Here is a 26,956-nt window from a genome sequence, read left to right as displayed (position 1 = left end):
GTCAGCGGTTCTCCTTCTGGATCTGCGCCCACTTCTCCTCGACGTCGTTGATGCCACCGACGTTGAAGAACGCCTGGACCGCAACGTGGTCGAACTCGCCGTCGGCGATCGCGCGGAACGACTCGATGGTGTCCTTCAGCGGGACGGTCGAACCCTCGACGCCCGTGAACTTCTTCGCCATGTACGTGTTCTGCGAGAGGAACTGCTGGATCCGACGAGCGCGCTCGACGGTGATCTTGTCCTCTTCGGAGAGCTCGTCGACACCGAGGATCGCGATGATCTCCTGCAGCTCCTTGTTCTTCTGCAGGATCTGCTTGACGCGCGTCGCGGTCTGGTAGTGGTCGGCGCCCAGGTACCGCGGGTCCATGATCCGCGACGTGGAGGTCAGCGGGTCGATGGCCGGGTACAGACCCTGAGACGCGATCTCGCGGGAGAGCTCGGTCGTGGCGTCGAGGTGCGCGAACGTCGTCGCCGGAGCCGGGTCGGTGTAGTCGTCGGCCGGCACGTAGATCGCCTGCAGCGAGGTGATCGAGTGACCACGCGTCGAGGTGATGCGCTCCTGGAGCACACCCATCTCGTCGGCGAGGTTCGGCTGGTAGCCCACCGCGGAGGGCATGCGGCCGAGCAGCGTCGAGACCTCGGAACCGGCCTGCGTGAAGCGGAAGATGTTGTCGATGAAGAGGAGCACGTCCTGCTTCTGGACATCGCGGAAGTACTCCGCCATCGTCAGCGCCGACAGGGCCACGCGGAGGCGCGTTCCCGGCGGCTCGTCCATCTGGCCGAACACGAGCGCCGTCTTGTCGAAGACGCCCGCCTCCTCCATCTCGCCGATGAGGTCGTTGCCCTCACGGGTGCGCTCGCCGACACCGGCGAACACCGAGACACCGCCGTGGTCCTGCGCGACGCGCTGGATCATCTCCTGGATGAGGACCGTCTTGCCGACGCCCGCACCACCGAAGAGGCCGATCTTGCCACCCTGCACGTACGGGGTGAGGAGGTCGATCGACTTGATGCCCGTCTCGAACATCGTGGTCTTGGACTCGAGCTGGTCGAAGGCCGGGGCCTTGCGGTGGATCGGCCAACGCTCGGTGATCTCGAGCGCCTCGTCGGTGTTGAGCACGTTGCCCAGCACATCGAAGACCTTGCCCTTGGTGACGTCACCGACGGGGACCGAGATCGGGGCGCCCGAGTCACGGACCTCCTGGCCACGGACCAGACCGTCGGTCGGCTTCAGCGAGATGGCACGGACGAGGTCGTCGCCGAGGTGCTGCGCGACCTCGAGGCCGATCTCCTGCGACGAGTCACCGATGGTGACCGTCGTGTGCAGGAGGTTGTAGATGTCGGGGATGGCGTCGTGGGGGAACTCGATGTCGACGACGGGACCCGTGACACGGGCGATCCGGCCGACACCGGGCGCCGACGACGTCTCGACCGCGGTGGTGGCGGTGTCGGTCATGGCTGGTGCCTTCCTGAGGGTGGGGTACTGTCCGCGAACGACGCGGACTACTTCTTCTTCGACGAGAGGGCGTCGGCGCCGCCGACGATCTCGGAGATCTGCTGCGTGATCTCGGCCTGACGAGCGTTGTTCGCGAGGCGGGTGAAGTCACGGATGAGGGAGTCCGCGTTGTCACTCGCCGACTTCATCGCCTTCTGCCGGGCGGCGTGCTCGGAGGCAGCCGACTGGAGCATGGCGTTGAAGATGCGGCTCTCGATGTAGACCGGGAGCAGTGCGTCGAGCACGGCGTCCGCGTCGGGCTCGAACTCGTACAGCGGGAGCGGCTCGTCGTTGTCGGGCGCCTCGACGCCCTCGACGACCTCGAGCGGGAGCAGCCGGACGACCTGCGGCTCCTGCGTGGCGATGCTCACGAAGCGGTTGAAGACGATGTGGATCTCGTCCACGCCGCCCTCCGCCGTGTCCTGGAGGAACTTCGACACGACCGCGTCGCCGATCTCCTTGGCCGTCGAGAACTCGGGCTGGTCGGTCCCGCCGACCCACTGCTGCTCGGACGGGCGCTCACGGAAGCCGAAGTACCCGACGGCCTTGCGACCGACGAGGTAGAACACGACCTCCTTGCCCTCGCTGCGGAGGAGGGACGCGAGTTCCTCGCCCTGCTTGAGGACGTTCGTGCTGAACGCACCGTTCAGACCGCGGTCCGAGGTGAACAGCACGACCGCGGCGCGCGTCGACGACTCGGGCTCGGTGGTCAGCACGTGGTCGACGTTCGAGAACGTCGCGACGGCCGACACGGCCCGCGTCACGGCCCGCGAGTACGGACCCGACGCGGCCATGCGGGCCTGTGCCTTCTGGATCCGCGACGCCGAGATCAGCTCCATCGCGCGGGTGACCTTCTTCGTGGTCTTCGCGGACTTGATCCTCTGTCGGTAGACCCGGACCTGCGCTGCCATCTAGCGACGACCCTTGACGATCTGCTCCTGGTCGACGTCCTCGGCCGACGCCGCCTCGACGTGCTCCGAGCCGAGCGTCTTGCCGTCGCTCGTCTGGAAGCTCTTCGTGAAGGCGTCGATCTCGCGGTCCATCGCGGCGACGGTCTCGTCGCTGAGCTGGTTGGTCTCGCGCAGCGTCGTGAGGATGTCCGAGTTGCGGCGGAGGTGCTCGAGGAGCTCCGACTCGAACCGCAGCACGTCGGGCACGGGGACCTCGTCGAGCTTGCCGTTCGTGCCGGCCCAGATCGAGACGACCTGCTCCTCGACCGGGTACGGCGAGTACTGCGGCTGCTTGAGGAGCTCGGTCAGACGCGCACCACGGTCGAGCTGACGACGCGACGCCTGGTCGAGGTCGGACGCGAACATCGCGAAGGCCTCGAGCGAGCGGTACTGCGCGAGCTCGAGCTTGAGCGTGCCGGAGACCTTCTTGATCGACTTGACCTGCGCGTCACCACCGACACGGGACACCGAGATGCCCACGTCGACCGCCGGACGCTGGTTCGCGTTGAACAGGTCGGACTGCAGGAAGATCTGGCCGTCCGTGATCGAGATCACGTTGGTCGGGATGTACGCCGAGACGTCGTTCGCCTTGGTCTCGATGATCGGCAGACCCGTCATCGAACCCGCGCCCAGGTCGTCGGACAGCTTCGCGCAACGCTCCAGCAGGCGGGAGTGCAGGTAGAAGACGTCGCCCGGGTAGGCCTCGCGGCCCGGCGGACGGCGGAGGAGGAGGGACACGGCGCGGTAGGCCTCGGCCTGCTTCGACAGGTCGTCGAAGATGATCAGGACGTGCTTGCCGCCGTACATCCAGTGCTGGCCGATGGCCGAACCGGTGTAGGGGGCGAGGTACTTGAAGCCGGCCGGGTCGGAGGCCGGAGCCGAGACGATGGTGGTGTACTCCATCGCGCCGGCGTCCTCGAGCGCACCCTTGACGGAGGCGATCGTGGAGCCCTTCTGGCCGATGGCGACGTAGATGCAGCGGACCTGCTTGTTCTCGTCGCCCGACTCCCAGTTGGCCTTCTGGTTGATGATCGTGTCGATCGCGATGGCCGTCTTGCCGGTCTGGCGGTCGCCGATGATGAGCTGACGCTGACCGCGGCCGACCGGGATCATGGCGTCGATCGCCTTGATGCCGGTCTGGAGCGGCTCGTGGACCGACTTGCGGGACATGACGCCCGGAGCCTGGAGCTCGAGCGCACGACGACCCTCGGACGCGATCTCGCCGAGACCGTCGACCGGGTTGCCCAGCGGGTCGACGACGCGACCGAGGAAGCCGTCGCCGACGGGGACCGAGAGGACCTCGCCGGTGCGGGTGACTTCCTGGCCCTCTTCGATGCCGGAGAACTCGCCGAGCACGATGGCGCCGATCTCGTCCTCGTCGAGGTTCTGCGCGAGGCCGAGCGTGCCGTCCGCGAAGCGGATGAGCTCGTTGGCCATGACGCCGGGGAGGCCCTCGACGTGCGCGATGCCGTCACCGGCGTCGGTGACGTGCCCGACCTCGGCCGTGGAGGCCTTCGTCGGCTCGTAGTTCGAGACGAAGTCCTTCAGGGCATCACGGATCTCATCGGGGCTGATGGTGATGTCTGCCATGGGATTTTCCTTGTTGGTTTCCGGGGCCCTTCGGCTCCGAGAGGGTGATGCTGCCGCGTTCGGCAGTTCCCGTTGTGGACTTGGGTGGAGCGGCTTCGACGGTACGCTCAGCCGGCCAGCTGGAGCCGGAGCTCCGCCAGGCGCGTGGACACGGTGCCGTCGATGACGTCGCCGCCGATCTGCACCCGGACCCCGCCGACGACCGAGGGGTCGACCACGTGGTTGATGCTGACGTCCTTGCCGTACCGCTCGCCGAGACCGCGGGCCACACGGGCCGACTGTCCGGCGTCGAGCGGCGTCGCCGTCGTGACGGTCGCGACGAGCTTGCCCGCCTGGTCGGCCACGATCCGGCTCGCTTCACGGACGAGCTCGCCGATCCGACGGCCACGCGGCTGCTGCACGAGCGCCGAGAGGATCGTCACGGTCTGCTGCGACGCCTTCGCTCCGAGCAGCCGCTCGACGAGCGCGCCCTTCTGCGACGGGCTCCCGAGCTTCGTGCCGAGCGCGAGCTCGAGGTCGGCGTCCGAGCGGACGGCGGTCTCGAAGGCGAACAGCTCCGACTCGATCGACGTGCCCGGGTCGGCGGTGGCCGCGACGGCGCGGATGCCCGCGTCCTCGATGCCCGCGAGCAGGTCCTGCTGCGACGACCAGCGCGAGCCGGCCACCGCGGTCAGGACCGCACGCGTCGCCTCCGACTGCCCGGCGAAGACGCGGTCGATGACGACCTTCTTGCCGGCCGGGTCGGCCGTCGGGTCGGACAGCAGACCGAGCAGCTGCGGCGCACCGGCGATCGCTCGCCCGGAGGCGAGGATCTCGGCACCCGCTGCCAGGTCGGCGCGGCTCCCGAGGTCGCCGAGCACCGCCCTGGTGGACGCGAGTGCTTCCCTGGTGGCGCTGCGCATGCTCAGCGCTCCCCGGCCTTGGAGGCCTCGAGGTCCGCCAGGAAGCGGTTCACGACGGCGGTCGACTTCGCGTCGTCCTTGAGGGACTCGCCGATCACACCCGACGCGAGGTCGAGCGCGAGCGAGCCGACCTCGGCACGGAGCGACTGGAGCGCGCTCTGGCGCTCGGCCTCGATCTGCGCCTGGGCGTTCGCGGTGATGCGTGCGGCGTCCGCAGCGGCCTGCTCGCGGACCTCGTTGCCGATCGCGGTCGCGTCCGCACGGGCCTGCTCACGGATGCGCGACGCCTCGGCGCGCGCCTCCGCCAGCTGCTTGTTGTACTCGTCGAGCGCAGCGGCGGCCTGCTCCTGAGCGGCCTCCGCCTTCTTGATGCCACCTTCGATGGCCTCGGTGCGCTCGTCGAGCATCTTCGTGATCCGCGGGATGATGACCCGCCAGAAGACCAGCAGGATGACGACGAACGCCACTGCCGACCAGAGGATGTCGTACGCCGGCGGGATCAGCGGGTTGTGCGTCTCCTCCGCCGCGACGATCAGTGCGTTCTGCATCGAGGGGCCTTAGTTGGTGAAGATGAAGTACGTCGCGATACCGATGAAGGCGAGGGCCTCGGTGAAGGCGATACCGATGTACATGAGGGTCGTCAGGCGGCCCTGGAGCTCCGGCTGGCGAGCGACGGACTCGATCGTCTTGCCGACGACGATGCCCACGCCGATGGCCGGGCCGATCGCCGCGAGGCCGTAGCCAACCGTCGCGATGTTGCCGTTGATTGCCGCGAGAACGGTCGTTGCGTCCACGTGTTTTCCTTTCAGGTGCGGCCCGACGGATGCCGTGCCGTATGGGGGTCAGTGCAGGTCAGTGCTCGTCAGCCAGCGCGAGCTGGATGTACACAGCGGTCAGCAGCATGAAGACGTACGCCTGCAGCAGCGCGACCAGGATCTCGAAGAAGCTGAACGCGATGCCGAACGCGAGCGTCCCGACTCCGAAGAGCGCGAACAGGTTCCCGCTCTCGAAGAAGAAGAACTGCGTGGCGGCGAAGAACAGGACGAGCAGCAGGTGGCCGACGACCATGTTCATCAGGAGTCGGAGCGTGAGCGTCACCGGACGGAGCACGAAGGTCGAGACGAGCTCGATCGGCGTCACGATGATGTAGAGGTACCACGGCACGCCGGGCGGGAAGAGCGCGTTCCGGAGGAAGGTGCCGGGGTGCTTGCGGAGACCTGCGTAGATGAAGGCGACGTAGGCGACGATCGCGAGGATCAACGGGTACGCGATGCGGCTGGTGCCCTGCAGGTTGAAGCCGGGGATGAGACCGGTCAGGTTGAGGAAGAGCACCGAGAAGAAGATCGTGGCGAGGAGCGGCAGGAAGCGCTTGCCGTCCTTCTCGCCCAGGTTGTCGAACGTGTTGCGCCGGACGACGTCGAATGCGTACTCGATCAGCGCCTGACCGCGGCCCGGCACGAGCTTGAGCGCGCGGGTCCCGACGATGCCGATGAGCAGCAGGACCGCGACGGCGATGAAGCGGATGATGACGAGGCGGTCGATCTCGAACGGCGTCCCCGCGAAGAAGATCGGGTCAGGGAAGAACTCGTTGATCGACGGACCGTGGAACTCGGCGGCCTGGCTGCTCCCCGCCGCGACGGGGTTGACCGCAGCGGTGAGGGACAGGGGAAGAGCGTGGGATAGCAGCGCTGTCTCCTGTGTCGGCGCGCGCAACACGGCACGCGATGGTGGACTTTGTGGAGGCTCGTCCGCACCGAGCAAGGCTCCGGGACGCGGACTCCAAGAAGCCTATCAGGTGGAGGAGGCTTCCCGGGCTCTCAGTTGCGGGTGTCGTTCTTCTCAGGATCCGAGGAGGAACCGGGGAGCGCGACGCCGATCGGCACGCGGGCCTTCGCGACCGCGACGACGTCGATGACGAGCGAGCCGACGACGCCGACGATGATGACGACGGCGAGGGTCGGGAAGTCGATCCACCCGCTCCCCCGCAGCAGGACGAGCACGACGATGAACAGCACGAACTTCAGCAGCCACGTGCCCATCACGATGCCGAAGAAGGCGCCCGAGATCATCTGACCCTTCGACACCCGCAGCGCGACCAGGACGGACAGCGCGGTCAGCCCGAGGAAGACCACGCTCAGGACGGCTCCGAGCAGGCCACCCGCGAGCCCCGGCGTCCCGGCGACGAGGAGCCCGACGACTCCCCCGACCACCGCCAGTGCGATTGCGAGGAGCCCCGCCCACACGAGGATGCGGCGGAACACCGGCCGGACGTGGTCGAGCGCGTTCGGTGCGGTCACGTGATGTCTCCAGGGATCGTGCGGTCGTTGGCGGCCCGGTCGAGCGGGTCGAGGCTGGCGTCCACCACGGCGGCGCAGCGGTTCGCGGTCTGGGCGGCGATCTCGGTGCGCTTGCGTCCGAGGGGCGCGAAGGTCGCGACGGCGCACACCGTGAAGCCGACGGCGACGAACGCCACCACCCAGTACCAGTCCACGAAGAGGAACAGCAGGCAGCCCACGGCCACCGTCGCCGTCCAGGCGTAGAAGATGAGCACCGCGTGGAAGTGCGAGTGCCCCATGTCGAGCAGCCGGTGGTGCAGGTGCTTGCGGTCGGCCGAGAACGGCGACTTCCCCGCGCTGAGCCGCCGGGTCACCGCGAGGCCGAAGTCGAGGATGGGCACGATGAGGATCGCGAAGGGCAGCAGGATCGGGATGAACGCCGGCAGCAGGGCCTGACGCGTCTGCACGGCCGCGGGGTCGATGTTGCCGGTGACGGACACGGCGCTGGTGGCCATCAGGAAGCCGACGAGCAGCGCGCCGGCGTCCCCCATGAACAGCTTCGCCGGGTGCCAGTTCAGGATGAGGAACCCGAAGCACGCGCCGACGAGCACCGCGGTCAGGAGCGACGGCAGGTTGAAGAAGAACTCCGTCTGGACGACCACGCGGTTGATGAAGAACGTGTAGAGGAAGAACACGCCGCCGGCGATGATCGCGACCCCGGCGACGAGCCCGTCGAGCCCGTCGATGAAGTTCACCGCGTTCATCACGAGCACCACGGCGAGCACCGTGAAGATCAGGCTCATGTACGAGGAGCCGACGCCGAGCGTGTTGCCGATCGGCAGCGAGACGATCGCGACCCCCTGCCACGCGAGGATCCCCGCCGCGATGATCTGCCCCGCGAGCTTCGTCATCCAGTCGAGGTCCCAGATGTCGTCCGCGACGCCGAGGACCACGATGATCGTGGCCCCGCCGAGGACCGCGAGCACACGCCCGGGCTCCGCGAACACCAGTCGGAAGTAGTCCACGCCGGCGATCGACGGGAACAGGAACCAGGCGGCGAGCATCGCGACGATCACGCCGAGGTACATCGCGATGCCACCGAGCCGCGGGGTCGGCGTCCGGTGGACGTCACGCTCGCGGACCTTCGGGTGCCAGCCGTACCGGACGCCGAGCTTCCACACCACCCAACTGACGCAGAAGCTCACCACCGCGGCGATCGCGCCCGCGAGCAGGTAGTACTTCACGCGACGAGGTCGGCTCCGACGACCCGGGCGATCTCGTCGTCGGGGATGACCCCGTGCCGGACGATCGTCAGCCCGCCACCGGTGGACAGACCCGTCGCGTCCACGATTGTCGACCCCGTCGAGGCCGCGAACCCCTCGTGCGCCGTGACAACACCGCCGTCGAGGTAGACCGACACGCTGTCGCCGAGCATGCGCTCGGCAGCGTCGACGTCCATCGCGGCCGGGTCGCCCGTGCTGTTCGCGGAGGAGACCGCGAGCGGACCGACTTCCTGCAGCAGCTCGAGCGCGATGCGCGAGTCCGGCATGCGGAGCGCGACCGTGCCACGCGTCTCGCCGAGGTCCCAGTCGAGCGACGGTTGCGCGCGCAGGATGACGGTCAGGCCACCGGGCCAGAACTCGTCGACCAGGTCGCGGACCTGCTGCGGGACCTCGGACGCGAGCGCGTCGAGCGTCGCCGGTCCGGGGATGAGGACGGGCGGCGGCGACTGCCGCGTGCGGCCCTTCGCGTCGAGGAGCCGCTGCACTGCGGCCTGGCTGAAGGCGTCCGCGGCGAGGCCGTAGACGGTGTCGGTGGGGACGACGACGAGCTCCCCGCGTCCGAGTGCGGCACGTGCGAGCCGCATCCCGGTCAGGAGCCCGTCGGGGTCGGTGCAGTCGTATCGGGATGCCATGACCTGCACGATGATAGTGCGACAGAATGGGTGACATCGTGAACGATTCGCCCACGCTGCCGCTCCTGTTCCTCTTCGACATGGACGACGTGCTCGTCCGCTACGACTGGCGGGTGCGCATGCAGGCGCTCGCCGACTTCACCGGACACGACTTCGTCGAGCTCCGCCGGCGCTGGTGGGACTGCGGCAACGAGGCCCGGGCCGAGGCCGGTCACTACGCCGACGGCGACGCCTACCTCGCGGCGTTCGAGGACGCCATGGGGTGCGCGGTCCCGGAGGAGGAGTGGGCCAGGATCCGCGGATCGGCGATGACCGAGCTCCCCGACCGCATCGAGGCCGTCCGGCTCGCTGCCGCCCACGGACGCGTCGGCCTCCTGACGAACAACGGTCCCCTGGCCGGGCGCTGGATCCACCGGTGGGCGCCGTCGCTCCCGCCGCTGTTCGGCGACCACCTCGACACGACGAGCAACTTCGGCGCGCGCAAGCCCGAGCCGGAGCTCTTCACGCGGGCGCTCGAGCACCACGGGGTGCCCGCCGAGCGCACGTTCTTCGCGGACGACATGCCGATCAACGTCGAGGGCGCCCGCAGCGTCGGCATCCACGCGGTGCTCGTCGAGGAGGACACGGACCTCCGTGAGGCGGTCCGCGCCTTCGTCGCGGCGCAGGAACGCGCCGTCGTCGCCTGAGGATCGACACGTTCAGTCCCATCACGCGTGCAGTAGGAAGCCGTTCCGCTCGTGGCGAGCCGGAAGGAACGACCTCCTACGAGCGAATCGGTCAACCACGAGCGGAACGGCCACCCACGAGCGGAACGGCCGACCACGAGCGGGGCAGCCGGGAGGCGCGGGTCGACTGGGGCTAGCGGGTCGCGGTGGTCGTGCGGTCGCGTCCGGTGAGGTCGCGGTGCGTCTCCGGTGAGCGGAAGCCACGTGCGGCGAGCACTGCGCGGACCCCGGCGCCCTGCTGCTCGGCGTGCTCGATCACCAGCACGCCCCCGGGTACGAGCAGCCGCCACGCAGTCTCGGTGAGCGCGCGCACGGCGTCGAGGCCGTCCGCTCCCCCGTACAGCGCGAGCGCCGGGTCGTGGTCGCGGACCTCCGGGTCGACCGGCACCATGTCGTCGGGGACGTACGGGGGGTTCGACACGACGACGAACACCGTGCCGTCGAGCTCGGGCAGCGCGTCGGCGAGGTCGCCCTCGACGAGCCGGACCGTGCCGCCGTGGGCCTCGACGTTGCGCCGGGTCCAGGGCAGGGCCTCCGGGGACCGTTCCACCGCGTAGACCACCGCGTTCGGCACCTCGGTGTCCATCGCGATCGCGATCGCGCCGCTGCCGGATCCCAGGTCCACCGCCACGGGTGACGGCACGGCGGTCGCCCGCAGCGCGTCGATGCCGAACTGCACGACGCCCTCCGTCTCGGGCCGCGGGACGAAGACGCCCGGACCGACCGCGAGGGTCAGCGCACGGAAGTGGGCCTCCCCCGTGATGTGCTGCAGCGGCTCACGGGTCCGCCGTCGGGCGACGGCCTGCCGGAAGCGTTCGACATGGGCCCCGGCGATCGCGCCTCCCGTCAGCGCACGCGCTTGCACGGCACCGCGTGAGGTGTCGGTCGCCCACGCGAGCAGGAGCTCGGCGTCCACCCGCGGCGTCGGTACGCCGGCAGCGCCGAGCGCCGCGGTCGCCTCGTCGAGGAGGCGATCCGCGGCGAACGCGCGATCCGTGGCGGACAGGACTCGTGCCTCCCGGCCTAGGCGTCCTGGTCGCCGATGGCGGCCAGTCGAGCTTCTTCGTCAGCCCGGATCGCGGACTCGATGACGGGCTCGAGCGCGCCGTTCATCACGCGGTCCAGGTCGTACGCCTTGTACCCGGTGCGGTGGTCGGCGATCCGGTTCTCCGGGAAGTTGTAGGTGCGGATGCGCTCCGACCGGTCCATCCCGCGGATCTGCGACTTCCGCGCGTCCGAGGCGATCGCGTCGAGCTCCTCCTGCTGCTTCGCGAGGATGCGGGCACGGAGGACGCGCATCGCGGCCTCGCGGTTCTGCAGCTGCGACTTCTCGTTCTGCATCGCCACCGTGATGCCCGTGGGCAGGTGGGTGATGCGGACGGCGGAGTCCGTCGTGTTGACCGACTGACCGCCGGGGCCCGAGGACCGGTACACGTCGATCTTCAGGTCGTTCTGGTTGATCTGGACCTCTTCGGGCTCGTCGACCTCGGGGAACACCAGCACGCCCGTGGTCGACGTGTGGATGCGCCCCTGCGACTCGGTCGCCGGCACCCGCTGCACCCGGTGCACGCCGCCCTCGTACTTCAGGTGCGCCCAGACGCCCTGCGACGGGTCGGTCGCGTTCGACTTGATCGCGACCTGGACGTCCTTGTAGCCACCGAGGTCCGACTCGGTGCGCTCGAGGAGCTCGACCTTCCAGCCCTTCGACTCGGCGTAGTGCGAGTACATGCGAAGGAGGTCGGCCGCGAAGAGCGCGGACTCCTCGCCGCCCTCACCGCCCTTGATCTCCATGATGACGTCACGGCCGTCGTCGGGGTCGCGCGGGATGAGGAGCCGACGCAGGCGCTCCTGGCGCTCCTGCAGCTGCTCCTCGAGCCCGGGGACCTCGTCCGCGAACGCCTCGTCCTCGCGGGCGAGCTCCTGGGCGGCGGCGAGGTCGTCCCCCGCCGCCTGCCAGGACTCGTACGCGGCCTTGATCTGGCTGAGCTCGGCGTACCGCCGGTTCACCTTCTTCGCACGGGCCGGATCGGCGTGGAGCGCGGGGTCCGACAGCTGCTGCGTCAGGTCCTCGTGTTCCGCCAGCAGCCCCGCTACCGACTCGAACACCGACTACTCCTGGTGGCCGTTGTGCTGCCCGCCGGTCGTGGGGACCGACTTCTGCACCTGGACCAGGAACTCGACGTTCGACTGCGTCTCCTTGAGGTTCCGCAGCACGATCTCGAGCGCCTGCTGCGGCTCGAGCCCGGCGAGGGCACGGCGCAGGCGCCACGTGATCTTGACCTCGTCGGCGGAGAGCAGCTGCTCCTCGCGACGGGTGCCGGAGGCGTTGACGTCGACCGCCGGGAAGATCCGCTTGTCCGCCAGGTGGCGGTTCAGGCGGAGCTCCATGTTGCCGGTGCCCTTGAACTCCTCGAAGATGACCTCGTCCATCTTCGAGCCGGTTTCGACGAGCGCCGTCGCGAGGATGGTCAGCGAGCCACCGTCCTCGATGTTGCGCGCGGCCCCGAAGAAGCGCTTCGGCGGGTAGAGCGCGGCCGAGTCGACGCCACCGGAGAGCACGCGGCCCGAGGCCGGCGTCGCCAGGTTGTAGGCGCGGCCGAGGCGGGTGATGGAGTCGAGCAGCACGACGACGTCGTGACCGAGCTCCACGAGGCGCTTGGCACGCTCGATGGCGAGCTCGGCGACCGTGGTGTGGTCCTCCGCCGGACGGTCGAAGGTCGAGGCGATGACCTCACCCTTGACCGAGCGCTGCATGTCGGTGACCTCTTCGGGTCGCTCGTCGACGAGGACGACCATGAGGTGCGCCTCGGGGTTGTTCTTCGCGATCGCGTTGGCGATGGCCTGCAGCACGACGGTCTTGCCGGCCTTGGGCGGCGAGACGATGAGGCCGCGCTGGCCCTTGCCGATCGGCGACACGAGGTCGATGATCCGCGTCGACAGCTTCTGCGGCTCGGTCTCGAGGCGCAGGCGCTCGTTCGGGTACAGCGGGGTCAGGTCGGAGAAGTCCTTGCGGGCAGCGGCCTCGTCCGCGGTCTGGCCGTTGACGGTGTCGACCTTGACGAGGGCGTTGTACTTCTGCCGGCTCTGCTGCTCGCCGCCCTGGGGCTGCTTGATCGAGCCGACGATCGCGTCACCCTTGCGGAGGTGGTACTTCTTCACCTGACCGAGGGAGACGTAGACGTCGCTCGGGCCGGGCAGGTAGCCGGTCGTCCGCACGAATGCGTAGTTGTCGAGCACGTCGAGGATGCCGGCGATCGGGATGAGGACGTCGTCCTCGGTGACCTCGGGCTCGACGTCGTCGTGCTGACCGCCGCGGCCACGCTTCCGGTCACGCTGGCGACGGCTGCGGCCCTCGCCCTCGTGCTGGGCGTCCTGCTGCGGGCCGTTGCCGCCCTGGCCGTTCTGCTTCTGCTGACCGTTCTGCTGCGCCTGCTTCGGCTGACCGTTCTGCTGGCCCTGCTTCTGGTCGTCCTGCTTCTGCTGACCGTTCTGCTGGCCCTGCTTCTGCTGCTCGTCCGACTTCTGCTGGTCGCCCTGCTGCTCGCCGTTCTGCGCGGCGTCGGCGTTCTGCCCACGCCCGCGTCCACGGCCGCGGCTGCGACGGCCGCGACGGGGACCGCCGTCACCCTGCTGCTCGCCGGCGTCGCCGGAGCCCGACTGCTGGTCCGTCTCCTGCTCGGAGCCGCCCTGCTGGGCGGCGCCCTGCGCGTCCCGGGTGCCGTCCTGCTGCTCGCTCCCCCGCTGCGGGGCGGAGTCCTGCGGGGCGGAGCCGGCCGGTGCCTCCTGGCCGTCCTGCTGCTGCGCGGCCTGCTGGCCGCGACCGCGGCGCTTGCCGCCGGCCTGCGCGGCCTCCTGGGCGTCCTTCTCGGCGCGCACCTGGTCGAGCCCGGCGAGGAGGTCCTCGGTGCCGGTGTGGCCGTGGTTCTGGTGGTCGGCTGCCGACGTCGGCGCGGCGCTCACCGTGCCGCCCGAGGAGGCGCGGCGCGAGCGACGCGCGCGGCCGCCGGCAGGCTGGTCGGTCGCCTCGGTCGACTGCGTGTCGGCCTGGGCGGGCGACTCTGCCTGCTGCTGGGACTGCTGCTCGGCCTGCGGATCGGCGGCGGGTGCCTCTGCCGGGGTCGCTGCCGCCGGCTCGGCGGCCGGCTCCGGCAGCGTCGGCTGCTCCGCCGGCGCATCGGCGTCGTCGGTCTGGGGACGGCGCTCGTCGATCGCGGCGATCAGGTCACCCTTGCGGAGCTTCGAGAGCCCCGTGATGCCGAGCGACGAGGCGATGCGCTGGAGCTCCGGGAGACGGAGGGCGCGCAGGTCGGAGGGGATCTCCACGGACGTGGAGTCGTTGACGTTCGTCAAGGTGGGTGTTTCCTTTCGGACCGCAGAACGCGGGGAGTTTCCACCGTCCCGGATGCACGGGTTGCATCGACCGCCGCTCAGACGACGGACCGGGATTCGGTGATCAGGAAGAGAGTGCCCCCGCGCACCGGACCCTGCACCGGCGAGGAACGTTCCTGCTGCCTATGCTGGGTCGGCTTGGAGCGCCGAGTGCGCTGCCACTGTAGCACCACCGAGGTCGACGGCCAGCATGAGCGGCCGCCAGTCGGACTCCGCGTGTCGCGACACGAGGTCGGCGGCCGTGAGTCGCTGGGCCGGATCGCTGCCGAGCACGAGGAGGCTCGGACCGGCTCCGGAGACCACCGCGGCGAGCCCGTGCTGCCGGAGCAGGCCGATCAGCGCGTCCGTCTCCGGCATCGCACTCGCCCGGTACGACTGGTGCAGGCGGTCCTCGGTGGCGGCGAGCAGCAGCTCGGGGCTCTGGATCAGCGCCGCGACGAGCAGCGCCGACCGCGAGACGTTGAACGCGGCGTCGGCGTGCGGGACGCTCGCGGGTTGGAGGGACCGTGCGAGCTTCGTCGACAGCGTCGAAGTGGGCACGAAGACGACCGGCGAGACCCCGCGGTGCACCAGGAGTCGCTTGTACGCCGGGCCCTCGGCCGTCATCCACGCGATCGTGAGACCGCCGAAGAGCGCCGGGGCGACGTTGTCCGGGTGTCCCTCCATCTCGGTGGCGAGGGTGAGCAGTGTCGACGCGTCGAGGTCGACCACCCCCTCGAGGAGCCCGCGTGCCGCCATCAGTCCGGCGACGATCGCCGCCGCCGAGGACCCGAGACCGCGGCCGTGCGGGATCGCGTTGACGGCGTGCAGCTCGAGGCCGGGCTGCACCGCGACCCCGGCGTGCTCCAGGCCGCGTCGGATCGCCTGGACGACGAGGTTCGTGTCGTCGGTGGCGACCTCGCCGGCACCGACGCCCTCGACGGTCACGCTCGCGCCCGACTCCGGACGGACCCGGACGGTCACCTCGTCGTACAGCGACAGGGCGAGCCCGAGGGAGTCGAAGCCGGGCCCGAGGTTGGCGGAGGTCGCCGGCACCCGCACGCGGACCGCCCGTCCGGCCGGTACAGCGTGCGAGGCGGTCGTGCCCTCCCCCGGTCCGGACAGGCGGTCGGCGTTCACTCGGCGCCGACCAGTCCGAGCACGTCCGCGACGGAACGGGTGTCGACGGGCACGACGGTCGGCTCGACCTGGCCGCCGTCCTCGGTGCGGAGGGCCCACTGCGGGTCCTTCAGGCCGTGGCCGGTGACCGTGATGACGACCTTCGCGCCCTTGCCGACCACGCCGGCGTCGGCGCGCTCGAGCAGCCCGGCGACACCGATCGCGGAGGCCGGCTCGACGAACACGCCGACCTCGGCGGAGAGGATGTGGTGTGCGGCGAGGATGGCCTCGTCGGTGATCGCGCCGAAGTAGCCGTCGGTCTCGTCGCGGGCCTCGAGGGCGTACTGCCACGACGCGGGGTTGCCGATGCGGATGGCCGAGGCGATCGTCTCCGGCTTCGGCACGACCTCGCCACGGACGATCGGTGCCGAGCCGGCGGCCTGGAAGCCGAACATGCGCGGGAGCTTCGTCGAGCGGCCGGCGGCGACGTCCTCGCGGTAGCCACGCGAGTACGCGGTGTAGTTGCCCGCGTTGCCGACGGGCAGGAAGTGGAAGTCGGGTGCGTCGCCGAGGACGTCGACGACCTCGAACGCGGCGGTCTTCTGGCCCTCGATGCGGTCGTTGTTCACCGAGTTGACCAGGTGCACCGGGTAGTTCGCGGCGAGGTCGCGGGCGATGTCGAGGCAGTCGTCGAAGTTGCCCTGCACCTGCAGGAGCTGGCCGTCGTGGGCGATCGCCTGGCTGAGCTTGCCCATCGCGATCTTGCCCTCGGGCACGAGCACCGCGGCCGTGATGCCCGCGTGCGTCGCGTAGGCCGCGGCCGACGCGCTCGTGTTGCCGGTCGAGGCGCAGATGACGGCCTTCGCGCCGTGCTCGACGGCCTTCGAGATCGCCATCGTCATGCCGCGGTCCTTGAACGAGCCCGTGGGGTTCATGCCCTCGAACTTGACGTAGACGTCGGCGCCGGTGCGCTCGGAGAGCCGTCGTGCCGGGATGAGCGGGGTCCCGCCCTCGCCGAGGGTGACGACGGGCGTCGCCTCGGTGACGTCGAGGCGGTCGGCGTACTCGCGCAGGACTCCCTGCCACTGGTGGGCCATCAGGCTCCCCTTGTTCCGTTTGGGTGTTCGGTCGGTGTGCGTCCGTCGGGGTCGGGGCTCAGGCGCCCGCGACCCGGAGGACACTGGTGATCTCGGCGACGACGTCCTCGTTCCGGAGCGCCACCACGGTGGCGGCGAGGTCGGACTCGCGTGCCAGGTGGGTTCCGATGACGAGCGTGGCGGTGCCGCCGGTGCGGTCGGCACCGGGCTCCTCCGTCTGCAGCGCACTGGTCTGTTCGACCGTCTCCACGCTGACGCCGTGCTTGGCGAGCACGCCGGCGACCGTCGACAGGACACCGGGGGCGTCCGCGACGTGCAGCGTGATCTGGTAGCGGGTGCGCACGGTCCCGATCGGGAACACGGGCAGGTCCGCCTGGGTCGACTCGGCGACGCCTGGGCCGCCGATGACGTGTCGGCGCGCGGCGGACACGAGGTCGCCGAGCACGGCGGACGCCGTCTCGACGCCGCCGGCGCCCGCGCCGTAGAACATGAGGTCGCCGGCGGCCTCGGCCTCGACGAACACGGCGTTCTTCGCACCGTGCACGCTCGCGAGCGGGTGCGACTCGGGCACGAGTGCCGGGTACACGCGGGCGGAGACGCCCTCACGGCCGTCCTCGTCGGTGAGGCGCTCGGCGGTCGCGAGGATCTTCACGACGTAGCCGGCCTTCCGTGCCGCGCGGACCTGGTCGATCGTGATCGCCGTGATGCCCTCGCGGTGCACGGCGGCGAGCGGGACCGAGGTGTGGAACGCGAGCGAGGCGAGGATCGCGGCCTTCTGTGCTGCGTCGTAGCCCTCGACGTCGGCGGTCGGGTCGGCCTCGGCGTAGCCGAGCTCCGTGGCCGTCGCGAGCGCGTCCTCGAACGAGGCACCCTTGCGGTCCATCAGGTCGAGGATGAAGTTCGTGGTGCCGTTGACGATGCCCATGATCCGCTCGATGCGGTCGCCGGCGAGCGAGTCGTGCAGCGGTCGGATGATCGGGATCGCCCCGGCGACGGCCGCCTCGTAGTACAGCTGGGCGCCGACCTGCTCGGCCGCGGCGAACAGCTCCGGTCCGTGGGTCGCGAGGAGCGCCTTGTTGCCCGTGACGACGTCGGCGCCGGACTGCAGCGCCTGCAGCACGAGGGTGCGCGCGGGCTCGATGCCGCCGATGAGCTCGACGACGATGTCGGCACCGAGGATGAGCGACTCCGCGTCCGTCGTGAAGAGCTCCCGCGGCAGGTCGACGTCCCGCGGTGCGTCGAGGTCGCGCACCGCGATCCCGACGAGTTCGAGGCCGGCTCCGGCGCGGGAGGCGAGCTCGTCGCCGTGTTCGAGCAGCAGTCGTGCCACCTGCGAGCCGACCGAGCCGGCTCCGAGCAGCGCGACGCGGACGTTGCGGTATTCGATCATCTGGAGGTGGTTCCTGTCGTTCGGGTCGTCACCGGCGCGTCACCGGGCGGGGCCGGCTGCGGGGACGACCCCGGTGTCACGGGCGAGCAGGTCGTCGATCGACTCGCCCCGGACGAGGATACGGGTTGTGCCGTCCGCGACGGCGACGACGGGCGGACGGCCGACGTGGTTGTAGTTGCTCGCGAGGCTCCAGCAGTAGGCACCCGTGGCGGCGACGGCGAGCAGGTCGCCCCGGTGCACGTCGCCCGGCAGGTACTCGTCGTTCACGACGACGTCGCCGCTCTCGCAGTGCTTCCCCACGACGCGCGACAGGACCGCCGGCGCGTCGGAGGTCCGGGCGAGTCGGGCGGTGTAGTCGGCACCGTAGAGGGCCGGGCGGGCGTTGTCGCTCATGCCGCCGTCGACGGACACGTAGGTACGCGTCGCGGTGCTGTCGGCGCCGTCGAGCTCCAGGGTCACGGGCTTGATCGTGCCGACTGAGTAGAGCGTGATGCCGGCCGGTCCGACGATGTACCGGCCGGGCTCGACCGCGATCTCCGGCACGGGGATGTCCCGCTCGGCACAGGCCTCGGCGACGATCGTGGCGAGGGCCTCGGCGACGTCTTCCGGCTCGAACGCGGAGTCCGCCTCGGTGTAGTCGATGCCCCATCCCCCGCCGAGGTTGAGCTCCGGCACCGGACCGGTCGCCACGAGCGCGGCGTGCACGTCCATCAGGCGCCGGGCTGCCTCGCGGAAGCCGGACTCGTCGAAGATCTGCGAGCCGATGTGGGAGTGCAGTCCGACGAAGGCGAGCGACGGCTCGGCGCGGACGGCGGCCGCGGCCTGCTCGGCCTCGTTCAGCGGGATGCCGAACTTCTGGTCCTCACGGGCGGTCGCGAGGTACTCGTGCGTCGAGGCGTGCACGCCGCTGTTGATCCGGATGCGCACCCGCTGGACGACCCCGGCGTCGGCGGAGGCCCGGGCGACGCGCTGCACCTCCTCGTGGCTGTCGAGGACGATCGTGCCGACCCCGACCTCGACCGCGCGGGCGATCTCCGCGTCGGACTTGTCGTTGCCGTGGAAGCCGAGCATCGCCGGGTCGACCCCGCCGGCCAGTGCGACGGCGAGCTCGCCGCCCGTGCAGACGTCGACGCGGAGGTCCGCCTCGGCCATCCACGCCGCCACCTGCGTCGTCAGGAACGCCTTGCCCGCGTAGTAGACGTGCGCACGGGTGCCGATGCGACCGAAGGCGTCGGCGAACGCGTTCCGCACCCGGACGGCGCGGGACTGCACGTCGCGCTCGTCGACGACGTACAGCGGGGTGCCGTACTGCGCGACGAGGTCGGCGGCGGTGACGCCGCCGACGGCCAGCTCGCCGTCGTCCGTCCGCGTCGCGGACGCGGGCCAGATGCGCGCGGTCAGCGCGGACGCGTCCGTCGGGAACCGCAGCCGCGGCGGGGCAAGGGGGTTCTCGCTCACGGGACCCGATCCTACCGAGCCGGGCCGAGCCTCCCGACCGGTGTTACGAGCAGGTGCCGAGCGTCTGCAGGCCGGCCTCGCTCAGCGGCAGCGAGTCCGCGGTCACGCGGACCGTCGCCTGCTCGGCCGTGATGCGCAGGTCGCGGACGGCCAGCGCCTGTGGCAGGAACTTCGCCGTGCACACCTGGACCGGCACGTCGGTGACGCCGGGGATCGAGTCGATCTTCAGGCCGAGCGAGGAGTTCGTGACGCGGACGCTCTGCGGGGTGATCGTGATGCCCTTGCCGTCGGACTGCGCCGTGACGTCACCCTTGGCCGCGTACGAGATGTCATAGCCGAGGACGGCGGTTGTGCCGGAGAGCTCCACTCCCCCGTCGACGAGCTTCAGCCGGTCGAACAGCGGACTGTACTTCGCGAGGTCCTTCACGCTCGAGGACGCCAGCGTGACGGTGCCGTCCACGTCGCGGACGTCGCCCTTGCCGTCGACCGGGACGTCGTGCGCGGTGACGTCGGCGGCGAGCGGGATGCCGTCGATCGTGATCTTCCGGGAGGAGATCTCGACCTGGTCGAGGGTGCCGGACAGCAGCTGCGGGATGACGATGCCGTCCGCGTGCGCCTCGACCTGACCGGTCGCACCTTCCGGGAGCGCCTGCTCGACCTGCTGGGCGATGATGCGGTCGACGACGCCACGGAGGACGAACTCCGCGACGACGACGAGGGCGGCGAGCACGACGACGACCGCGACCAGGACGATCGGCCAGCGGCGGCGCTTCGGGCGGACGGCGGGGGCGGCGGTCATGCGTCCCACCCTGCCAGCACCCACCATCGACCAGCCTGGAGGCGCGGCGTGCGCCCGGTGGGCGTCCGCCGCGGGTGCGCTGGGCGCGCGACGAGCGGCGACCCGCGTTGCGGAACCAGGTTCCGGACACAGCACCACGGAAGACCGCGGTTCCGTGTCCAGAACCTGGTTTCGGCAGCGGAGCGGCTACATGCGCTCGGGTGCGCTCACCCCGAGCAGGCCCAGGCCGTTGCGGATGACCTGGCCCGTGGCGTCGTTCAGCCAGAGCCGGGTGCGGTGGAGGTCCGTCACGGCCTCGTCGCCGAGCGGCGTCACGCGGCAGGAGTCGTACCAGCGGTGGTAGAGCCCGGCGAGCTGCTCGATGTAGCGCGCGATGCGGTGCGGCTCGCGGAGCTCCGCGGCCTGCCGGACGACCCGTGGGTACTCGGCGAGGGCCCCGACGAGGGTGCTCTCGGACTCGTGCGTCAGGAGCGAGGCGTCGAACGCGGACCGGTCGACCCCGGCGGCAGCGGCGTTGCGGGCGACCGACTGCGTGCGGGCGTGGGCGTACTGAACGTAGAAGACCGGGTTGTCGTTCGTCCGCTTCGTCAGCAGGTCGAGGTCGATGTCGATCGACGTGTCGCTGGCGAACCGCACGAGGGCGTACCGGCCGGCGTCCACACCGACGGCGTCGACGAGGTCCTCCATCGTGACGATCGTGCCCGCGCGCTTCGACATGCGCATCGGTTCGCCGTCCTTGAGCAGGTTCACCATCTGCCCGATGAGGATCTCGAGGTTCTTGCCCGGCTCGTCGCCGAACGCGGCGCACATCGCCATCATCCGGCCGACGTAGCCGTGGTGGTCGGCGCCGAGCATGATGAGGTTCCGCTCGAACCCGCGCTCGCGCTTGTCGAGGTAGTACGCCAGGTCGCCCGCGATGTACGCCGGCTGACCGTCGGACTTGATGACCACGCGGTCGCGGTCGTCGCCGAAGTCGGTCGTGCGGAGCCACAGCGCACCCTCGGCCTCGTACATCTTGCCGAGGGACTGCAGCCGCTCGATGGCACGCTCGACGGCCTTCGACTCGTGCAGCGAGTTCTCATGGAAGTACACGTCGAAGTCGACGCCGAAGTCGTGCAGCGAGGACTTGATGTCCGCGAACATGAACTCGACGCCCTCGCGCCGGAACAGCTCCTGCGCCTCGTCCCGCGGCAGGTCCCGCACGTCGGTGCCGGCGGGCAGCGTCGCGATCACGCGCGCCGCGATCTCGCCGATGTACGCACCGCCGTAGCCGTCCTCCGGCGTGGGCTCGCCGAGCGCCGACGCGACGAGGGACCGGGCGAACCGGTCGATCTGCGCGCCGTGGTCGTTGAAGTAGTACTCGCGGGTGACGAGCCCGCCCTGCGCCTCGAACACGCGGGCGAGGCTGTCGCCGACCGCGGCCCAGCGGACGCCGCCCATGTGGATCGGCCCGGTCGGGTTCGCGGACACGAACTCGAGGTCGATCTTCACCCCGTCGTAGAGGTCGCCGTGCCCGAAGGAAGCGCCTTCCTCGACGATGGTGCGGGCGATCGCGCCGGCAGCTGCGGCGTCGAGCGTGATGTTGATGAAGCCGGGGCCGGCGACGTCCACCGAGGCCACGCCGTCGAGCTCGGTGAGCTCGCCGGCGATCTCCGTCGCGAGCTCGCGCGGGTTCGTGCCGAGGCGCTTCGCGAGCTGCATCGCGGCGTTCGACGCCCAGTCGCCGTGCGCGCGGTTCTTCGGCCGTTCGAGGGCGGCGTGCTGCTCCTGCACCTCGACGGTGTCCGACGCGCCTCGTCGCTCCACGATCCCCGTCAGGATCGACAGGTACGCGGCGGAGAGTTCGGCTGGGGTCATAGCGATCGATCCTACCGGCGTCCACCGGCCGTCCCGGACGATGCGCCATCATGTGCGGATGACCTCCCGCAGCCGCGTCCGGGCGATCACCGCCGCCGCCCTCAGCGCCTCCGTCACGATCGTCCTCGCAGCGTGCTCGGGCGGGTCCCCCGCGCCGACGGCGACGGCCACGCCGATCGGCAAGCCGGTGTCGCAGACCTGTGCCGAGCTGCTGCCCCTCGAGTCGCTGGCCGTCTACGGGAAGGCGTTCGAGCAGGTGTCGTCGTTCACCCCGGCGAAGGGCACGCCGGCCGCGACGATCGCCCAACAGCAGGGCCGTGTGTGCCGGTTCCGCGAGGTCGACGACCACGCCGTCACCATCACGCTCGCCGTGGCCGACCTGCCTGAGAAGTCGCTCACGAACCTGAAGGACGCGCTCTACGAGCGGGGCGGTTCGGTGCCGACCTACCGCGTCGAGGGGTACTTCGCGCTCGCGGACGACGGTGTGGGTCGCGCCGACGCGTTCGCCGACCCGTACTGGATCACGGCCTCGTCGACGCTGTTCACCGAGCCGGGCGGAGCGCAGCCGGTGATCGACGCCGTCCGCAGCGTGGTCGCGCCGGGCGCGTCGCCGTCGGCGACCCCCGGGTCCTGAGCCGCGCCGCGCCGGACGGGAGGCGTGGGGCGGCGCCGCCCCGCGCCTCCCGTCCGGCGTCTGCTCGCGTCCGGCGTCTGCTCGCGTCGAGATGACGGTGACGCGCCTGACGGACCCGACCACGGGGGACGGTCGCGGAACGCGACATCGCGCGCTGCCGACCGAGCGCAGCGAGGACGTCAGCTTGCGCGGGAATGTGACTGTGCCCCCAGGAGGATTCGAACCTCCGCCCCTGCCTCCGGAGGGCAGTGCTCTATCCCCTGAGCTATGGGGGCCCGGGGTGTCTCCAACCGTAGCAGGTCTCCGCCCCACCTCATGACCAGGGCGTGTCACGACGGGAGCGGGTGGGAGCCGGACGTCACGGTTCGCAGGCGCGTCACCTCGACCCCCTATGATCCGGCCGTCCAGCGCACGACGAGAGGGACTCGATGACCACCGGCACCGGGAACGCCCAGCAGGAACTCGCCCGGGGCGCGCACGCCCCGGCGCCTCGGACCCTCCTCGACGTCCTCGCCGCGACGGCCCAGCAGCACCCGGAGGCGCTCGCTCTCGAGGACCCGGCGGGCACCGTCGACTACGCGACCCTCCTCGACACCGTGCGGCAGCGGGCGGACGACCTCGCCCGGCGTGGCGTGCGCCGCGGCGACCGGGTGGGCGTCCGGATCCCCTCCGGCGGCCGAGACCTGTACGTGTCGATCCTGGCGGTGCTGGCCGCGGGGGCAGCGTACGTGCCGGTCGACGCGGACGACCCGGAGGAGCGTGCCGCCCTCGTCTTCGGCGAGGCCGACGTCACAGGCGTGATCGGTGCGGGCGGGGTGCTGGCCGACCGGGAGGGCACTCCGCTGTCCGTCGTCGACCCGGCGGCGAGCGCCGAGCCTCCGCGGCTGGAGGACGACGCGTGGGTCATCTTCACGTCGGGGTCGACCGGCGTCCCGAAGGGGGTGGCCGTGACGCACCGCTCCGCCGCCGCGTTCGTCGACGCCGAAGCGCGGATGTTCCTGCAGGCCGCCCCGATCGGCCCCGGGGACCGGGTGCTCGCGGGGTTGAGCGTGGCGTTCGACGCGTCGTGCGAGGAGATGTGGCTGGCGTGGGGGCACGGTGCGTGCCTGGTGCCGGCGCCGCGGTCGCTGGTGCGGACCGGGGTCGACCTCGGTCCGTGGCTCATCGCGCACACGATCACGGTCGTGTCGACGGTGCCGACCCTCGCGGCGCTGTGGCCCGACGACGCGCTCGAGCAGGTGCGGCTGGTGATCTTCGGCGGTGAGGCGTGCCCGCCGGAGCTGGCGGCGCGCATCGCGAGCCGGGACCGTGAGCTGTGGAACACGTACGGTCCGACGGAGGCGACCGTGGTGGCGTGCGGGGCGCTCATGGACGGCAGCGGCCCGGTGCGGATCGGGCTCCCGCTCGACGGGTGGGACCTGGCGGTCGTCGACGAGACAGGGCAGCGGGTCGGGCCGGGAGGTGTCGGTGAGCTGGTGATCGGCGGCGTCGGCCTCGGCCGGTACCTCGACCCGGCGAAGGACGCGGAGAAGTACGCGGCGTTCCCGGAGCTCGGCTGGGCCCGGGCGTACCGGAGTGGCGACCTGGTCCGGTACGAACCGGAGGGGCTCGTGTTCCAGGGTCGGGCGGACGACCAGGTGAAGCTCGGGGGTCGTCGGATCGAGCTGGGCGAGGTGGACGCGGCGCTGCAGGCGTTGGACGACGTGGCGGGCGGTGCCGCGGTGGTGCAGCGGACCCCGGCGGGCAACCAGGTGCTCGTGGGCTACGTGGCGCCGGTGGCGGGGCGGACGGTGGACGTCGCTGCGGCGAACGCACGGTTGCGCCAGGAGCTGCCGGCGGCGCTGGTGCCGTTGGTGGCCGTGGTGGACGCGATGCCGACGCGGACGTCGGGCAAGGTGGACCGGGCTGCGCTCCCCTGGCCGCTGCCCGGCACGGACGGGGCGGCGGTGCTGCCGGACACGGTCGCGTGGATCGCGGAGCGGTGGTCGGCGATCCTCGGCGTGCCGGTGTCGAGCGTCGACGACGACTTCTTCGCGCACGGGGGCGGGTCGTTGACGGCCGCGCAGCTGGTGTCGGCGATCCGCGAGCGGTTCCCGACGACGACGGTGGCCGACGTGTACGACCACCCGCGCATCGGGGCGTTGGCGGAGGCGCTGGAGGCGTCGGGCGCGGTGGAGGTGTCGGAGCGGGACGTCAGGCCGGTGCCGCCGGTGACCGGGTTCGTGATGACCCTGTTGGGGCTGCCGGTCCAGATCCTGCGCGGTCTGCGGGTGCTGACGTGGACGGCGCTCGTGGCGGCGGTGCTGCACGCGACGACGCTGCCGTTCCTGCCGACCCTGCCGTGGCCGTGGCTCGTGGTGGCGCTGCTGGTGTTCGTGACGCCGGTCGGGAAGATGGCACTGACGGTGGTGCTCGCCCGGCTCCTGCTCGTCGGGGTGCGCCCGGGCGACCATCCCCGCGGCGGCCAGGTGCACGTGCGGGTGTGGCTCGCGGAGCGCATCGCGGAGGCGGTGGACGGACCGTCGACGGCGGGTGCGCCGTGGATCAGCTACTACGCGCGGGCGCTCGGGGCGCAGATCGGACGGGACGTGGACCTGCACACGCTGCCGCCCGTGACGGGGATGCTCCGGGTGGGTGCACGGGCGTCGATCGAGCCGGAGGTGGACCTCGCCGGGCACTGGGTGGACGGTGACGTGTTCCGGCTCGGTCCGGTGCGGGTGGGCGCGGACGCGGTGGTGCACAGCCGGTCGACGCTCCTGCCGGGCGCGCACGTCGGCGCCGGGGCGGAGGTCGAGGCGGGGTCGTCGGTGGCGGGCCGGGTGCCGGACGGGGAGCGGTGGGCGGGCTCGCCCGCCGAGCGCGTCGGCTCGGCACGGCACGGCCGGGAGGCACGCCCCGCCTCCCCGCGTCGCTGGCTGCTGGCGTACGGGGCCGGGTCGGTCACGGTCGCGGGGCTGCCGGTCGTCGGCGTCGCGGTCGGGCTGCTGGTCGCCGCGGCGGTCGTGGGGCGTGCGCCGACCCTCGGTACCGCGGTGCTCCGTGGCCTCGCCGCGGTCCCGCTCGCGACGATCGTGGCGGGAGCGACGTACGCGCTGCTCGTGGTCGTCGCGGTGCGGCTGCTCGGCCTGGGGCTGCGCGAGGGCAGTCACCCGGTGCGCGGCCGGACAGGCTGGCAGGTGTGGTCGACGGAGCGGGTGCTCGACGCCGCGCGGACGCTGCTGTTCCCGCTGTACGCATCGCTCGTCACACCGCTGTGGCTCCGGCTGCTCGGCGCGCGCGTGGGGCGCGACACGGAGATCTCGACGGTGCTGCTCGTGCCGGCGCTCACGCAGATCGCGTCGGGGGCGTTCCTCGCGGACGACACCATGGTCGCGACGTACGAGCTCGGCGGCGGGCGGGTGACGATCGGTCGGTCGAAGGTGGGGCGCCGGGCGTTCCTCGGCAACTCGGGCATGACGGGCGCGGGACGCTCCGTGCCGCGGGAGGCCCTGGTCGCCGTGCTGTCCGCCGTGCCGAAGAAGGCCAAGCGCGGGTCGTCGTGGCTCGGCTCGCCCCCGGTCCGGCTGCGCCGGGCGGCGACGCAGTTCGACGAGGAGCGCACGTTCCGGCCGCCGCGACGGCTGAAGGTCGCCCGGGGCGCCTGGGAGCTGCTCCGGCTCGTCGCGCCGATGGTGTCCGCCGCGATCGCGCTCGGCGTGGTGGGGACGCTGCTCGCGCTGTGGTCGGCCGTCGGGTTCGGCTGGACCGTCGTGCTCGCCGGACCGGTGCTCATCGCGGCCGGCGCGGTCGCCGCCGTGGTGTCGACCGCGGCGAAGTGGGGCTTCGTCGGTCGAATCCTCACGGGCGAGCACCCGCTGTGGTCGTCGTTCGTGTGGCGGAACGAGGTGCAGGACACGTTCGTCGAGACGGTCGCACGGCCGTGGTTCGCCGAGCAGGCGACGGGGACGCCGGCGCTCGCCGTGTGGCTGCGCAGCCTTGGCGCGTCGATCGGTCGGGGCGCGTGGATCGAGACGTACTGGCTGCCGGAGGCAGACCTGGTGACGATCGGTGCGGGCGCGTCGGTGGCACGGGGGACGGTGGTGCAGACGCACCTGTTCCACGACCGGGTGATGCAGCTCGACGCGGTCCGGCTCGACGCCGGTGCGACGCTCGGGCCGCACAGCGTGGTGCTGCCGGCCGCGGGGATCGGGGCCGGCGCGACCGTCGGACCGGCGTCGCTCGTGATGCGCGGCGAACAGGTGCCGGCCGGGTCGCTGTGGTCGGGCAACCCGATCGCCCCCTGGGTCGCCCCGCCGTGGACGGGATCCGGGTCCGGCAGCGCGGCCGCCGAACGCACCGCGCGGACCCTCGACGGTGCCGTCGTGCCAGACTGAGCGGCACC

Annotated in this window: 22 protein-coding genes and 1 tRNA gene; 3 read left to right on the top strand and 20 right to left on the bottom strand. The window is 71.2% G+C overall.

Features of this window, described 5'->3' with window-relative positions:
- Nucleotide 1: 1 nt before the first annotated feature.
- The 10 genes from atpD to Csp2054_RS09565 all read right to left on the bottom strand — a co-directional run bounded on the left by atpD (nt 2) and on the right by Csp2054_RS09565 (nt 9,128).
- Nucleotides 2–1,456 (bottom strand): F0F1 ATP synthase subunit beta, encoded by a 1,455-nt coding sequence (atpD, locus tag Csp2054_RS09610; protein ID WP_096899091.1) that lies wholly within the window; start codon nt 1,454–1,456, stop codon nt 2–4.
- A 47-nt stretch (nt 1,457–1,503) separates the two neighbouring features.
- The gene (locus Csp2054_RS09605) at nt 1,504–2,406 is read right to left on the bottom strand and encodes a F0F1 ATP synthase subunit gamma (protein WP_096899090.1); all 903 of its coding nucleotides are present in this window, start codon (nt 2,404–2,406) and stop codon (nt 1,504–1,506) included.
- Nucleotides 2,407–4,035: a F0F1 ATP synthase subunit alpha gene (gene atpA / locus Csp2054_RS09600; protein ID WP_096899089.1), complete on the bottom strand. Its 1,629-nt coding sequence runs from the start codon at nt 4,033–4,035 to the stop codon at nt 2,407–2,409.
- 107 nt (nt 4,036–4,142) lie between these two features.
- Nucleotides 4,143–4,937, bottom strand: coding sequence for a F0F1 ATP synthase subunit delta (locus Csp2054_RS09595; RefSeq protein WP_096899088.1), 795 nt, complete (start codon nt 4,935–4,937; stop codon nt 4,143–4,145).
- Between the two features lie 2 nt (nt 4,938–4,939).
- Nucleotides 4,940–5,485, bottom strand: coding sequence for a F0F1 ATP synthase subunit B (locus Csp2054_RS09590; protein ID WP_096899087.1), 546 nt, complete (start codon nt 5,483–5,485; stop codon nt 4,940–4,942).
- Nucleotides 5,486–5,494: 9 nt separating this feature from the next.
- Complete coding sequence (gene atpE, locus Csp2054_RS09585) at nt 5,495–5,731, bottom strand: ATP synthase F0 subunit C (RefSeq protein WP_096899086.1); 237 nt, start codon at nt 5,729–5,731, stop codon at nt 5,495–5,497.
- Between the two features lie 58 nt (nt 5,732–5,789).
- Nucleotides 5,790–6,650 (bottom strand): F0F1 ATP synthase subunit A, encoded by an 861-nt coding sequence (gene atpB / locus Csp2054_RS09580; RefSeq protein ID WP_096899165.1) that lies wholly within the window; start codon nt 6,648–6,650, stop codon nt 5,790–5,792.
- Nucleotides 6,651–6,754: 104 nt separating this feature from the next.
- Nucleotides 6,755–7,234 (bottom strand): hypothetical protein, encoded by a 480-nt coding sequence (locus tag Csp2054_RS09575; protein WP_255252687.1) that lies wholly within the window; start codon nt 7,232–7,234, stop codon nt 6,755–6,757.
- Nucleotides 7,231–8,457, bottom strand: a complete 1,227-nt coding sequence (locus tag Csp2054_RS09570) for an MraY family glycosyltransferase (protein ID WP_096899085.1) — start codon at nt 8,455–8,457, stop codon at nt 7,231–7,233. The genes Csp2054_RS09575 and Csp2054_RS09570 overlap by 4 nt, the downstream gene beginning before the upstream one ends.
- The gene (locus tag Csp2054_RS09565; RefSeq protein ID WP_096899084.1) at nt 8,454–9,128 is read right to left on the bottom strand and encodes an L-threonylcarbamoyladenylate synthase; all 675 of its coding nucleotides are present in this window, start codon (nt 9,126–9,128) and stop codon (nt 8,454–8,456) included. The genes Csp2054_RS09570 and Csp2054_RS09565 overlap by 4 nt, the downstream gene beginning before the upstream one ends.
- A 38-nt stretch (nt 9,129–9,166) precedes the next feature.
- Here Csp2054_RS09565 and Csp2054_RS09560 point away from each other — a divergent pair, with 38 nt between their 5' ends.
- The gene (locus Csp2054_RS09560) at nt 9,167–9,814 is read left to right on the top strand and encodes an HAD family hydrolase (protein ID WP_255252686.1); all 648 of its coding nucleotides are present in this window, start codon (nt 9,167–9,169) and stop codon (nt 9,812–9,814) included.
- A gap of 172 nt (nt 9,815–9,986) precedes the next feature.
- On the opposite strand, the gene prmC is transcribed toward Csp2054_RS09560, so the two are convergent.
- The 9 genes from prmC to argS form a co-directional block, all read right to left on the bottom strand.
- Entirely contained in the window at nt 9,987–10,859 is an 873-nt protein-coding gene (prmC, locus tag Csp2054_RS09555; protein WP_096899082.1) for a peptide chain release factor N(5)-glutamine methyltransferase, read from the bottom strand.
- Nucleotides 10,860–10,876: 17 nt separating this feature from the next.
- On the bottom strand, nt 10,877–11,959 hold the full coding sequence (prfA, locus tag Csp2054_RS09550; protein ID WP_096899081.1) for a peptide chain release factor 1: 1,083 nt from the start codon (nt 11,957–11,959) through the stop codon (nt 10,877–10,879).
- A gap of 3 nt (nt 11,960–11,962) precedes the next feature.
- Complete coding sequence (gene rho / locus Csp2054_RS09545; protein WP_096899080.1) at nt 11,963–14,203, bottom strand: transcription termination factor Rho; 2,241 nt, start codon at nt 14,201–14,203, stop codon at nt 11,963–11,965.
- A gap of 162 nt (nt 14,204–14,365) precedes the next feature.
- A complete protein-coding gene (thrB, locus tag Csp2054_RS09540; protein WP_096899163.1) occupies nt 14,366–15,346 on the bottom strand; it encodes a homoserine kinase in 981 nt (326 codons plus the stop codon).
- Between the two features lie 11 nt (nt 15,347–15,357).
- Nucleotides 15,358–16,437 carry a threonine synthase gene (gene thrC, locus Csp2054_RS09535; protein ID WP_096899079.1) on the bottom strand — a complete coding sequence of 360 codons (1,080 nt, stop codon included), beginning with the start codon at nt 16,435–16,437 and terminating at the stop codon, nt 15,358–15,360.
- A gap of 58 nt (nt 16,438–16,495) precedes the next feature.
- A complete protein-coding gene (locus Csp2054_RS09530; protein ID WP_096899078.1) occupies nt 16,496–17,827 on the bottom strand; it encodes a homoserine dehydrogenase in 1,332 nt (443 codons plus the stop codon).
- A 39-nt stretch (nt 17,828–17,866) separates the two neighbouring features.
- On the bottom strand, nt 17,867–19,285 hold the full coding sequence (lysA, locus tag Csp2054_RS09525) for a diaminopimelate decarboxylase (RefSeq protein ID WP_096899077.1): 1,419 nt from the start codon (nt 19,283–19,285) through the stop codon (nt 17,867–17,869).
- Between the two features lie 43 nt (nt 19,286–19,328).
- Nucleotides 19,329–20,084: an LmeA family phospholipid-binding protein gene (locus Csp2054_RS09520; protein ID WP_176491642.1), complete on the bottom strand. Its 756-nt coding sequence runs from the start codon at nt 20,082–20,084 to the stop codon at nt 19,329–19,331.
- Between the two features lie 186 nt (nt 20,085–20,270).
- Entirely contained in the window at nt 20,271–21,941 is a 1,671-nt protein-coding gene (gene argS / locus Csp2054_RS09515) for an arginine--tRNA ligase (RefSeq protein WP_096899075.1), read from the bottom strand.
- 58 nt (nt 21,942–21,999) lie between these two features.
- Here argS and Csp2054_RS09510 point away from each other — a divergent pair, with 58 nt between their 5' ends.
- Nucleotides 22,000–22,575, top strand: a complete 576-nt coding sequence (locus Csp2054_RS09510; protein ID WP_096899074.1) for a hypothetical protein — start codon at nt 22,000–22,002, stop codon at nt 22,573–22,575.
- 203 nt (nt 22,576–22,778) lie between these two features.
- Here Csp2054_RS09510 and Csp2054_RS09505 read toward each other — a convergent pair.
- Nucleotides 22,779–22,850 (bottom strand) — tRNA-Arg (locus tag Csp2054_RS09505).
- Between the two features lie 153 nt (nt 22,851–23,003).
- Here Csp2054_RS09505 and Csp2054_RS09500 point away from each other — a divergent pair.
- Nucleotides 23,004–26,948, top strand: a complete 3,945-nt coding sequence (locus Csp2054_RS09500; protein WP_096899073.1) for a Pls/PosA family non-ribosomal peptide synthetase — start codon at nt 23,004–23,006, stop codon at nt 26,946–26,948.
- The last annotated feature ends 8 nt before the right edge of the window (nt 26,949–26,956 follow it).

This window comes from Curtobacterium sp. 'Ferrero' (genome assembly GCF_002412165.1).
Lineage (GTDB): Bacteria > Actinomycetota > Actinomycetes > Actinomycetales > Microbacteriaceae > Curtobacterium.
This window is presented reverse-complemented; position numbering and strand designations above follow the sequence as displayed.